This window comes from Lactobacillus sp. UMNPBX6 (genome assembly GCF_002553975.1).
GTDB classification, from domain to species: Bacteria; Bacillota; Bacilli; order Lactobacillales; family Lactobacillaceae; genus Lactobacillus; species Lactobacillus gallinarum.
Window position 1 is genome coordinate 1 of the sequence record NZ_PCZD01000050.1, and the last position, 12290, is coordinate 12290.

The 12290-nt window shown below is 36.1% G+C and carries 13 protein-coding genes and 1 pseudogene; 9 read left to right on the forward strand and 5 right to left on the reverse strand.

Going from position 1 to position 12290, the window contains the following annotated elements; all coding sequences use genetic code 11:
* Positions 1-64: 64 nt before the first annotated feature.
* Together CP357_RS07900 and CP357_RS07905 are read left to right on the forward strand one after the other, a co-directional pair.
* Complete coding sequence (locus CP357_RS07900; RefSeq protein ID WP_065991183.1) at positions 65-688, forward strand: IS607 family transposase; 624 nt, start codon at positions 65-67, stop codon at positions 686-688.
* Positions 672-2000: an RNA-guided endonuclease TnpB family protein gene (locus CP357_RS07905; protein ID WP_013085970.1), complete on the forward strand. Its 1329-nt coding sequence runs from the start codon at positions 672-674 to the stop codon at positions 1998-2000. Before CP357_RS07900 ends, CP357_RS07905 begins: the two co-directional genes overlap by 17 nt.
* Before the next feature lie 201 nt (positions 2001-2201).
* On the opposite strand, the pseudogene CP357_RS07910 reads toward CP357_RS07905, so the two are convergent.
* The 4 genes and pseudogenes from CP357_RS07910 to CP357_RS07925 form a co-directional block, all read right to left on the reverse strand.
* Positions 2202-2615: pseudogene (locus CP357_RS07910) on the reverse strand (MATE family efflux transporter); the annotation flags it as partial.
* A gap of 107 nt (positions 2616-2722) precedes the next feature.
* Positions 2723-3700 (reverse strand): SLAP domain-containing protein, encoded by a 978-nt coding sequence (locus CP357_RS07915; RefSeq protein WP_098037014.1) that lies wholly within the window; start codon positions 3698-3700, stop codon positions 2723-2725.
* 98 nt (positions 3701-3798) lie between these two features.
* Positions 3799-4638 carry a M1 family aminopeptidase gene (locus CP357_RS07920; protein ID WP_098037015.1) on the reverse strand — a complete coding sequence of 280 codons (840 nt, stop codon included), beginning with the start codon at positions 4636-4638 and terminating at the stop codon, positions 3799-3801.
* A 372-nt stretch (positions 4639-5010) separates the two neighbouring features.
* Positions 5011-5313 carry a hypothetical protein gene (locus CP357_RS07925; protein ID WP_098037016.1) on the reverse strand — a complete coding sequence of 101 codons (303 nt, stop codon included), beginning with the start codon at positions 5311-5313 and terminating at the stop codon, positions 5011-5013.
* A 133-nt stretch (positions 5314-5446) separates the two neighbouring features.
* On the opposite strand from CP357_RS07925, the gene CP357_RS07930 reads away from it, so the two are divergent.
* Positions 5447-6424, forward strand: a complete 978-nt coding sequence (locus tag CP357_RS07930; RefSeq protein WP_098037017.1) for a class III bacteriocin — start codon at positions 5447-5449, stop codon at positions 6422-6424.
* A 58-nt stretch (positions 6425-6482) separates the two neighbouring features.
* Here the strand turns inward: CP357_RS07930 and CP357_RS10160 are convergent, their stop codons facing one another.
* A complete protein-coding gene (locus tag CP357_RS10160; protein ID WP_143468453.1) occupies positions 6483-6665 on the reverse strand; it encodes a hypothetical protein in 183 nt (60 codons plus the stop codon).
* A gap of 154 nt (positions 6666-6819) precedes the next feature.
* Between CP357_RS10160 and CP357_RS07935 the strand changes: the two genes are divergently transcribed.
* The 6 genes from CP357_RS07935 (at position 6820) to CP357_RS07955 (ending at position 12265) form a co-directional block, all read left to right on the forward strand.
* Positions 6820-7134: a type II toxin-antitoxin system RelB/DinJ family antitoxin gene (locus CP357_RS07935; RefSeq protein ID WP_025005298.1), complete on the forward strand. Its 315-nt coding sequence runs from the start codon at positions 6820-6822 to the stop codon at positions 7132-7134.
* Positions 7135-7151: 17 nt separating this feature from the next.
* Positions 7152-8033: an SPFH domain-containing protein gene (locus CP357_RS07940; RefSeq protein ID WP_098037018.1), complete on the forward strand. Its 882-nt coding sequence runs from the start codon at positions 7152-7154 to the stop codon at positions 8031-8033.
* A 140-nt stretch (positions 8034-8173) separates the two neighbouring features.
* Positions 8174-8305 carry a hypothetical protein gene (locus CP357_RS10685; protein ID WP_255404989.1) on the forward strand — a complete coding sequence of 44 codons (132 nt, stop codon included), beginning with the start codon at positions 8174-8176 and terminating at the stop codon, positions 8303-8305.
* Between the two features lie 246 nt (positions 8306-8551).
* Positions 8552-9802: a phosphoribosylamine--glycine ligase gene (gene purD, locus CP357_RS07945; protein WP_098037021.1), complete on the forward strand. Its 1251-nt coding sequence runs from the start codon at positions 8552-8554 to the stop codon at positions 9800-9802.
* A 356-nt stretch (positions 9803-10158) separates the two neighbouring features.
* Complete coding sequence (locus tag CP357_RS07950) at positions 10159-11532, forward strand: HEPN domain-containing protein (protein ID WP_098037019.1); 1374 nt, start codon at positions 10159-10161, stop codon at positions 11530-11532.
* Between the two features lie 88 nt (positions 11533-11620).
* A complete protein-coding gene (locus tag CP357_RS07955; protein WP_098037020.1) occupies positions 11621-12265 on the forward strand; it encodes a site-specific DNA-methyltransferase in 645 nt (214 codons plus the stop codon).
* The last annotated feature ends 25 nt before the right edge of the window (positions 12266-12290 follow it).

Below are 12290 nucleotides of genomic sequence, written 5' to 3' on the forward strand. Positions count from 1 at the left end.
GAATAAACAAACTAAAAAGACAATCAACACAGATTTAATTTATATAATACGAGGAGGTGAAACTATGAAAGCTAATCAAGTAATGGAAATACTTCAAATTAGCCGCTCAACTTTGAAGCGTTATCGTGAAAAAGGTTTTATTAAAGCTGTTCAAAAGCCAACAGGTCAATTTGAGTTTGACGATGATTCGGTTTGGTTGTTTAAAAATAAACATACTCCTCGTCAGACTATTCTCTATGGTCGTGTTTCTACTTATAAGCAAAAACATGATTTAGCTAATCAAATGCAAGAATTACGTGATTTCGCTGAAAATAAAGGCTATCATGTCGATAATTCCTTTTCAGATATTGCCAGTGGCATCTCTTTTAAAAATCGAAAACAGTTCTTTAAATTATTAGACTTAGTTTTGGCAGGCAAAGTTGAAAGAGTAATCATTACTCATCAAGATAGATTGAGTCGTGTAGGGTTTGAGCTATTTGAATACTTGTTTAAAAACTACGGGACAGCGATTGAAACTATCTCAAATGAGCTGAATCCTAAGACTGATGAAGAAGAGCTGTTTGAAGAAATTATCAGCCTACTGCATTGCTTCTCTATGAGAGAATATTCTCATAGACGAGTGGAACGTAAGCTTATAGAAAGCACCTTAAATCAGAAAGGCGGTGAAAAAGATGGCAAAAAAGAATAAGCAAGTTCCTAGAAATGATCTGCAATATGAGCAATTAGCCAGTGAATATCTGATTAAAGCTAATCCGAAGCTTGATGAGTATTCTTTAGTAGCACACAATTTGTACAACCGTGCCCTTTTTGACTTAAGACAAGGTTTCTTTAAGAAAAGATATATTAAAGGCTATAGTCAACTCGATCAAATATTTAAAGAGCGTTATCAAAAGCGTGAGTTAATGCTTTATCATAGCTTAGGCTATGTCCAATCGGCACAACAGACTTTAAGAGAGGTCACAACTGTTTGGCAGGCATTCTTTAAAGCGCTGAAAGCCTACAAAGCTAATCCTAGTAAGTTTAGCGGAAAACCAAGATTGCCCCGTTATTTACGGGACAAACGCCATACCTTCTTTGTGACTAATCAGAACGCTAAAGTTAAAGATGGCTATTTGATTGTTCCAAAATTGGATTTAAAGCTAAAACTTGCGCCTAATATTGAAAAAATTGGACGCGTTGCTTTTAAACCTGTCGCTAATGGTTATAAAGTAATTGTTCCATATAAAGCCAATAAAGAAATTAAATACTTACCAGATAACGGTAAATATATTGGGATTGATCCTGGAATTGATAATGCTTTTGCTTGCGCTTCTAACACTGGTAATCGTCCACTACTCATTAACGGTCGTGGAATTAAGTCGGTTAACCAGTATTATAATAAAAAGCGTGCTGAATTAAGACAGCTTCAAGCTAGACACCATCAGCTTGAACGAATAATTAATACCAAACAAGGTAAGAAAGTTGTCTATCAAGATACCCAAGCCATGAAGAAAATTACCGCTTGGCGCAATGACAAAATTAGGCAATTTGCCCACAAAGCATCTAAACGTATCGTGGATTATGCGTTAAACTGTGAGGCAAACACAATTGTCATTGGTAAGAACAAATCATGGAAAAGAAGTTCAAATATGGGGAAAAGAAATAATCAAAACTTTATTGGGATTCCTCACCAGGTGATGATCGACATGATTAAGTACAAGGCTAATTTAGCAGGAATTACTGTTATTCAAACTAACGAAAGTTACACTAGTCAAACTAGTAGTTTAGATCATGAACAGCCTTGTTGGGAAAACGGCAATAAAAGCAGAAAGCGACAAGGTAAAAGCCCTGTTAACAGACGAATTAAACGTGGTTTGTTTAAAGCTAATGATGACCGCTTAATCAATGCGGATATTAACGGAGCTTTGCAAATAATTAGAAAAGTATTCTCGAATTTCCAAGTGAATGACGAGATAGCGGGCGTAGTGTTACGTCCAGTTAAATGGAGTCCTAAGTTTTAGGGCACTACTTAGCAAAGGAAATATAAATCTTATCCAAGTTTATCGGTTGACGCTTTTGTAAAGTTGTCCTTATAGTTTCTAAGCTAGCAAAAGTTTGGGAGTGTGCTAAAAAGGTTGAAAGCAGATATTAATAAACGAAGATAAGATAGGAAAATGTATTCAAATAAAATAAAGTGGATATATTTAACCAATATTTTCTAACATTACACGATAAAAATCGGCAGCATCTTGATAGGTGGCAGCTTTTGCTCCTAAAAGATGAAGAATCGGATTTTCCAAAATTAGTAAAATGGCTGTTAGTATTAAACCAGTAACAAATCCACCGATCATACAAAAACTGCTTACACGTTTACTTAATTGATAATTTCTTTCACCGAATAGCCGTGAAATTAGTGAAGATCCACCGAGCCCAAAAATGTCAGAAACAGCGATTAAAAAAGTAAAAAGTGGAGCACCAATCGTAATTCCTGCTACTAGATTTGTATCACCCGTTTTGGCAACAAACATCGTGTCTGCCAAGTTGTAGATCATGGTAGTCATCATCCCTAAGACGACCGGTAATGCTAGCTTAAAGTAGACCTTTTTAATCGGCGCTTTAGCAAATAATTCATCCATAAATTTTCTCCCACATTTAAAAAAGCGACCTAGAAAGATACTTTGAGGTAAACCTCACTATTCTATGTCGCTACGTTATATCATTTATTTAATTTTAGCATATTGTGTTAATTTGCGAGGTGATTATCTAAATTAAAGTTACCTTGAAATTCATCAGTAGTGCTTTCTTGATCCATACCATATTCGGCATCGTCGCCCCAGTAAATGTATTGTGCGTTTTTACCTTTGGTGCCAGCAATTCTGAAGTAAAGTCCAGCTTCATCACCTTCACCAGTGGTCTTGGTGGCATCTACCTTAACTTTTTGACCAATCTTGAGCAACTTGCTGGTTGACTTAAGATTATTATTCAAAACATGGATTTTGTTTAAAATAGTGGCGGTAGTAGTACCAGAAGCTTGGTAAAGGGTGTTGCCGTTGACAAAGCCAACATTTGAAGCATAGATATAAGCGCCATTACCTAAGGCGTAGAATGGCTTGCCCTTGATAGTGGTTGTGTTCAAACTTCTCTTTTTAGACCCGCTAAGATTTGAGAAGTAGTAAAATACGTCATTCTTAGTTGTGGCGTGGTTTTTAGCTGGTGTTTTAAGTAACATATATTTAGGGATGAGTGACAAACCATTGAAAGTAGTGCGGTGACCGTTTTTATCATAAATGCGAGAGTTGGAACTCAAGATTAAAACATTTTGTCCATCCATTGAGCTAACATTCAAAGATTTGATGTAGCGTTTTTTACCGATGTTAACGTAAGAAGCGGTAGTGTAGTGGTAGTTCTTAGAAGTTTTTGCATCTACTTTTTTACCTTGGATCAGGATAGGCTTGCCATAATATTTAAAACTTGAGCCTGATTTAATCGTTGAAGCAACAGTCATCTTCTTGCCATTGACTTTTTGGGTGGTGGTAGTGGCATTGCCTTTGCTGTTGAAGACTTGAACTGTGCCGTTAAAGGATTTCTTGAGAGTAACTTTACCTTTTTGTGATTGCGTAGCTGCTTGAACTGTGTGAACAGGTTGATTGATAATAGCAGCTGCTGGTGCAACACTGATTAATAAAGCTGCTGCGATAGTTGCTAATTTTTTAGTAGTCATATTTTGTCTGCTTTGTAATAATCCATTAAGTTGATTTTAGCACTTATGAGACTATAAAAATAACCTCGAAACTCAAACGTTTTCGGGGTTATTTGATTTTATTCACTTAAGTACTTAGGATCAATAAATTTATTGATCACGTTGTTAACTTTCTTTGAATTATCATACTTGCGGATAATGTTCAAGAAGTCTTGCGTGGTTGCTTGCTTCAAGTAGTAAGTTTGGTAGTAATCGTGTAAAGCATCAAAAAACTTATTTTCACCCATGGCTACTTTTAAAACAGCAGGGAAATCCATACCAAGTTCGTAAGCCATGTCTTCAGTATCAACACCTTTTGGTGGGTTATTAACAGGGTAGTTGATGTAGTTGGCCTTTTGATTCTTATTAATGAATTGGTTAGCATTTTCTTTTAAGATCTTGTTAGCACGCTTGACGTTCTTACGAGTGTAGAACTTGCTGTGCATCAGTTTAGCACAGTAGGACTTACTCTTAGTGTAGGTCAAATCGTAAACGCCATTTTCAAGGAGGTTGGTAAGACCTTCGTCAAGCCAAGGTTCCATGTATTCGTCGCTGCCGACAGTGCCGTAGAACCATTGGTGACCAACTTCGTGAGAAACATCTTCAGTTAATTCATTATATCTATCAAGTGGGTTCTTCTTTTGTAAAAAGCCACTAGCGTCGATCATGATCAAGCCAGGATATTCCATCCCACCGGTATCTTTGCCAAGCAAGCCTTCAGTAATATCGATTTCTTTGTAAGGATATTTGCCGATCTTCTTGGTAAAAATGTGGAAACTGTCTTGAGCAGTCATTAAAGCTAGCTTGTTGTATTGCTTGCTGTTTTTGCTTGCAAGGTAGTAGTCGTTGATTCTTACGCCGTTTGCATAAGCGTGATCAACCTTGAATTTGTTGGAAGCTGTGATGCCGACTTCACGCATGTTGTTGGCAACAATTGTGGTTTTACCATTCTTAGTGGTATTTTGACCAGAAGCTGCAACCTTGTAGCTCTTAGGTGCAAAGAAACTAACGTGGAAGTTGCTTACAGCACTGTTGTGGTTTTCACCAGCATCGTAGTATGGGTGATAATTCCACTTACCGTTGCGATAATCGCTTAAGTATGGGAAACAGAATGACAGGTTATAAACCTTACCGCCGTTGATATTTCGGTAGCCAAAACGATCTTGTCTCTTAGGTACACCGGTAACTACGTTGACAGTTAAATCAGTAGATTCACCTGTATTTAGACTTTTGTTAACAAATAAATTGCTCTTGTCTTTACCGGTAGTGTAAGAAAGCTTTTGACCATCTGATCAAATGCTTTTAACTGAAGTTGTCGCATTTCTTGTAGCCTCAAAATGCTTGTGGTCGTATTTCAACACGCCGCTAGCAATATTTCTAACCAATAAATTTTTAATAGGTTCATTACCGTTATTAACAACGTGCATGGTAACTTTTTCTGTTAATTGATTCTTGCGAGTGTCCAACTTCACGATCATGTTGTAATTTGTTGCCTTGATCGTAGGATCAGCCGCAGCTTGAACTTTTGAGTTGAAGCTAAATAATGCCGCAATGGTTACTGCACTCGACAATAAAAGTGTTGTTCTTCTTTTCATAATTTTCCCTCCAAGAAAAATTTACTCTAATTATTGGAAGTTATCGGCATAAAGTCAATCTATTTTTTGATGGTAGGATATAATTTGTGTATAAGTGAAAATGAATAGATATAAAGAAAGAAGATAAATAAGAATGGTTAAAAGTATTACACCTCATTTGGTTTATCGCTTGAATGGGATGCACCATGTTGTAGCGCAAGTTGGTGTAATAAATGGTGATCATGTTTTTACCTTGCAACTTCTTCACAGTGCACATGATGTGTTGGTTTATAGAAAACATGAAGGTTTAACCAAGAACATCGATTATACTGATCCACACTTAGTAATGATGGGCTTTGGCCACACGCAAACCTGGGTACCAGCTAATGACAAGGATGAATATTTCGTAGGTGCTAAACCAAATTCAGGCAACTGGACTACTCAAATTGCACGAGTAAAGTACCCAAGACTTTTACCAGAAAGATATACTTCAAATACACAACTTCCACGTTTGTCACACTTGAATCACGTAACCGACGTTCCTTATGATGGTCATGATCACTTGCACAGAGTAGAAGCTTCAGTTTCACCAAATGGCAAGTACTTCATGATTGCTTCAATTTGGGATGATGGTTCAGGTCACTTTGGTTTGTTTGACTTAAATGAAGTAAACCAAAAGTTGAATGAAAATGGCACTAAGAACACGCCAATCACTGATTTACATTGCTTGAGTGCTTTCCACATCGACAACTTCGATAATCCAAGTGTTGCTCCAGATGAAGAAATGCCACAAATGATTGATTCAGTTCAAGGCTATGCTATTGATGATGACAAGAATATCTATATTTCTAACCAATTGTCACCAAAGATTAACCATGAAACTGGTGAAGTAACTACTTGGTCACGTAAGATTGTTAAGTTCCCATGGGGTGAAACAAACAGTGATAACTGGCAAGTAGCTATGGTTGATGGTATTGATTTACCAGATCGTTACAGTGAAATGGAAAGTATCCATGTTAATGCCGCAAATGATATTTACTTAACTGTGGCTTACCACCAAAAGTACATTAAGGGTGGAGAATATAAGTTAAGAACTTTGGAAAACCAAATTTTCCATATTACTGATTTGTAGAATAATAAAAATTTAACCAAGTAAAAAAGTGCTGATGTGTCTTTGCTTATGAAGACTATCAGCACTTTTTATCAGTAATTCTTTCTTTACCAACAGCACGTTGTTCGGAAGGATTATAACCTAACTCTTCAATTTCTTGTCTTTTTTCTTTGTTATTGATTTGAGGAAGAATATCCCAAAAGCTAGACTTGTTTTTCTTAATCTTTGAATTTCTGTTAGTTTTCATTGTTGTTTTCTTCATTTTCACTTTCTATAAATATAAGTATACTCTGAAAACCAAACCTATTTTTAGCTATTAAGATCGATTAATTCAAAATGAAATATTTTACAAAAATATATGCAATTTATATGCGAACGATATATAATAGTATCAAATTCAAAAAGGAGTAAAAATTATGGCAGAAAAAACAACAGGACTTTATGTCAGAATGAATCCAGAAAAGAAGGAAAAGGCAGAAGCTATTCTGAAAAAGCTGGGGTTAAATTCAGCTACGGCAATTAACATGTTCTATGATCAGATTATTCTTCATAATGGTATTCCTTTCAGAGTAGAGATTCCAAATGCATGGGATAATTTGGATCAAATGAATAAATATGAATACGCCAAACTGCTTGACGAGCGCCTGAACACATTGACCGGAAGGGAAGATTTGCTTGGAGATGTCGCCAAGAGGCTTGATGCGGAAAAGAATGAAAAGAAAGACAACTAAGTTTTGAGGTAAAAATTATGATGGTAAGAATTATTATTGGCATTATTGTTGTTTTAGTTATTATGTATGTTTGTTTTGGTTTTAGAATCGTTCCACAAAATAATGAAGGTCTGGTTGAAACCTTGGGTAAGTATTCTAAGACAGTAAAAGCTGGATTTATCTTTGTCTGGCCACTTTTCCAAAGAATTCGCAAAGTTCCATTAGCACTTCAACCACTTGAAATTTCTAAGTACTCAATTATTACCAAAGATAACGCTGAAATTTCTACTAGTTTAACTTTGAACTACTTGGTCACTGATTCATACCGTTACTTCTACAACAACACCGACTCAGTTGAATCAATGGTGCAATTAATCCGTGGTCACTTGCGTGACATTATTGGTCGTATGGATTTGAACGCAGCCCTTGGCTCAACTAAGGAAATTAACGATCAACTTTTCACTGCAACTGGTGACCTGACTGATATCTACGGTATCAAGGTCGTTCGTGTCAACGTTGATGAACTTTTACCAAGTGCTGAAATTCAACGTGCCATGGACAAACAACTTACTGCCGACCGTGAAAAGACTGCCGCAATTGCTAAGGCCGAAGGTGAAGCTCGTACCATTGAAATGACCACTAAGGCTAAGAACGATGCTTTGGTTGCTACTGCTAAGGCCAACGCTGAAGCTGTTAAGACGCAGGCTGATGCCGATGCTTATCGTGTACAAAAGATGCAAGAAGCTTTGTCAAAGGCCGGCGAAGGATACTTCAGAAACCAGAGTTTAGACAGCTTTAACCAATTAGCTCAAGGTCCTAACAACTTAATCGTGGTTGGCAAGGATGAAATGACTGACTTGGGTAAGGTTCCCGCTTTGAAAAAGGTGTGGGATGCAAGCGACAATAAGAAAGATGAATAAAAATTAGCTCAATTCTCAAATGAGGATTGAGCTTTTTTATACTTTTAACGTATACCAGCATCAACATTAAGTAATTTTCACACTCTCTTGCTCGCCTTATACTTGTAGTAATAATTGAGAACAAGAGGGGAAAGAAAATTATGTTTGGTCGTACTTATTCAGATTTAGGTTCAGTTGTAGGGCAAATTAATGGTGAAGATATTCGCGCAAATCAATTAGAGAGACGTGGCTATGATTGGGAGAATGGTTATGTCACTCCATCCGATGGATAAGATACTAATCGTGATGATCAACCAGTTAGAAAATTAACTAAGGATGCCAAAAGCATTATTATCTTTTGGTCACGTTCTGGCTCAACTAAGTTGCTCGCAAGTAAAATTGCGCGTGAAACCGGTGCTAATATTTAAGAAATTACTTTAAGAAATCCTTATCCAGCAAATTACCGTAAAACGCTCAATCGCGCTAACCGTGAAAGAATTCAGAATGATCCACCAGAGCTTGGGATGCAGTTACCTGATTTGAGTCAATATGACACAATTTACTTAGGCTATCAAACTTGGGCAATGACTTTGAGTCAGCCAATGAAGGCATTCCTACTTGAATATGGCGGCGAGTTTTCTAATAAAAAGATTGCGCCATTCCTTTCTGAAGGTGGCTATGGTTCGGGTGATAGTACTGAATTGATCCGTGAGTTTATTGTACGTGATGGTGGTAAAAATAAAAAGGTCGATTGGACATTTGTTGGTCCAGAAAATGTCCTTTGTGCTGGCATTACTGACAAGTTTAATGAAGCTGGGCAAAAGATTTTTGGTCCTAACCAAAGAGCAGCACAATTAGAAGGTTCAAAAGATTATGCATTGCGCTTCATGAGCAAATACAATATTCCAACGGCTCGCTATGAAACTTATGCCAGTGCTGAAACTTGTATTGCAGGTTTGAAGAACTTCGATTATCCAGTGGTGATCAAAGAAGATGGTTTAGCTGGTGGTAAAGGTGTAACCATTGCTCAGAACCAAGACGTCGCTGAAGAAACGATCAGAGAAATGTTTGCTGGTGGTCAAACTGCTGTTGTGCTTGAAGAATGCTTGGTTGGTCCTGAATATTCCATGTTTGTGGTTGTTTCTGAAGATCAGTTCACCATTTTGCCAATGGCGCAAGACCATAAGCGAGTTGGCGATGGCGACAAGGGTCCAAACACTGGTGGCATGTTGCCACAGCTGAAAAAAGAAGATCGGCAAAAAATGATTGACGAGATCGTGAAGCCCACGATGAATAGATTGGTTCAAGGTGGTTATCACTACTGCGGCGTTTTGTACATTGGCTTAATGATGACGGAGAATGGTCAAAAGGTCATTGAATATAATGTCCGCTTGGGCGATCCTGAAACGCAAGTTGTCTTACCTCGAATTAAAAATGATTTTGCAGAAGTGATCGATGCAGCGGTAAATCATGAAAAGCTGCCTGAAATTGAAGAAAACAATAGCTCTATCTTAGGCGTGGTTGTTTGCAGCAAAGGTTATCCAACGCATCCGGCACTTAATGTGAAGATCGGCAAGTTGCCTCACGGCACTAATACTTATATCGATTATGCCAACGTGAAAGGTAATTTGAATAATCTGATAGATGATGGTGGCCGCCTGTTCATGGTAATTTCGGAAGCCGACAATCTAGTCCAGGCGCAGGATAATGTGTATTCTTATTTGAGTAAGCTTGATCTGCCAGATTGCTTCTACCGCCATGATATTGGCAATCGTGCTTTGAGAGATTAGATGTTTAAAGAAAGTCCCAGTTAGGGCTTTTTTGTTTTGGTGAGATTTGGTATAATTAATACGAACACATGGTCATGGTCGGCAGGATTGATGATGAAATTTTCTCCACATGTGTGGAGGTGATCCTCCGGTGACGAGACATAGCGGTAAAGTAATTAATTTTTCTCCACACAAGTGGAGGTTTTGAGGATAAGTCGTCTAACGGGCAAGACAGGCTTAGTTAATAAGCAAGATATGGGTCCAATTCCCGTCGTCCTCAATATTTGAATAAAGTAAAAGCTCTTAGTTGTAAAAACTAAGGGCTTTTTATGACGTAATATCAGTAATTTCTTTGATTAAAAGGGTGGTACTGAATAATGGTTAAAGCAAAAAATCTTCCTAATTTAGGTAAACAAACTCAAAAAGTTATTGGAAAAATGGTAAGAGAAAATAAGCAAGTACAAAAAAGGGCGATCTCGAAAGATTATAATCCTCGAAAAGATACGACTCTCTATAGTATGAAATACGATATGAAAAAGCGAGAAGAATTATATATTACTAAAAGTGTACATAATGCGTTTGTTAGACTTTTAGAAAATATTGAAATAGTATTCAATGCAGAAAATATTGAATATGACATTGATCAAGTAGCAACTAAGCTCGAGGATTTTATTGAAAATATTGTGTCAACTAATGAGCCCTATGATTTGAAGATGATAAATAATTTTATTGAGAAAATCAAAAAAACGGATTATGTAATTTATTTCTTTAGATTATTTGATTTCGAGTATCAAGAAAAAACAAACCTTGGCCCTAATATTATGATTATCAGTGGTCAAGAGTTATTGAAGGATATACCTAACGTTAAGGATTTAAATCGCAAAGCGGAAGAAAATCCTAAATATGAGACGTTGATTCAACCTGATGATATTTTGTTAGGAGTATCTGTAATCGATACAGGAAAAAATAATAGGAGTTATTACCATGCGTTTAATGTTGCTAACAATATAAATAATGTCATTAATTTTCTGAATGGCTATGATCATAGACCAAGTCAAGTGTTGGAACTAAGCCAACATATTATTCAAGAAGATGGGCTTTATCAGTTTACTAATAAAAGTGGGCACTTTACTAGTAAACAAACTCCCGGAATTTTGGAAGGTGGTTGGAGCTCTTCTACAGCCATAAATCCTGACAATAGGCCAAAAGCAACTATAGATTTTGATAAACGTTGGATACCTATAATTCCCCTAATCGTTGAAGAATCTGATAAGTTAACATCATTGCAGAAGCAATGCGCAAGAGCGATTGATTGGATCGGTGATGGAATAGTTAATTCTAATCAAACTAAGCAGTTTTTACAAATCATGATTTCACTTGAAACTATGATTGAACAAGACCCAGATAAATTAGAAAATAAACTAAAGAAGGATAACCTTTGGAAAGATGGATTATCTGTTTCTATTGAAAATCAATTAGTTTCAATTATGAACTTAATTTGTTATCCAGGGGTTAAATCAGAACAACTTAAGAAATATGATGCTACGATTAAAAGAGCATATGGATTAAGATCAAGAATAACGCATGATGGTGAAAAATTTCCAGCTATTAATGCAACTATGATGCTGGATCGTTGGTATAGTTTGGCATATGTGATTATCACTGATATTATGTTTTCCAATAAGTGGGATAGTGTTTATGATTTATGGAAAGCTGCAAATTTAAATAGAAAAGATAGTAAAGAAAATTAAGAGAAAGACTATTAATTAAGATTAGCAGTTTTTTATATGTCAGATATAATGTAACTATTGAGGTAGGAAGAGATAGGAGAAATATACGATGGCTGTAGAATCTAAAGCAATGGATCATATACGTAAAGTATTAGAGCAGTTTGGTGATAAGTATTTTTCTAAAAGTGGTGCTTTGAAGAGAAATGCTGTCATTGAAGATCTTGATAATTATGATAAAGATTTAATGACGGCTATTTTAAAGGATGATTTATTACATAAAACATATACTTCCAAGATTGCTGATGTAGAGATATTTGAAATTAACAAATTTGTTGATATGCTACGCTATAAGGAATACTGGGAAGATAGTTTTACTAAATATGATAATAAAATAGGTTTGACAGCAGGCGGAAAATATATAGATGATTCTTCTGATGTGGTTTTAGACTTTCCTTACAAGGATTGTGTTTTAAAAGCAGGAATGACTAAGGAAGATGTTGAACATTCTGGGGATGCAGATGAACCATTTTTAAATGAAACACTTGCTAAACCTGAAATTGATAAACTTTTTGAACCTAAGATTTTTATTAATGTTACAAAATATGATAAAAATGGTAAGACCAAAGCTAGCTCAATTTCAGACGATGATAATTTAATTATTAAAGGTAATAATTTAATAGCACTTTATAGTTTAGAAGAAAGGTATGCTGGTAAAGTAAAATTAATACGCGTGGTGCTAGTTAAATCGTTTTAGTTACTAAAAAAGTCCAATCTTGTTA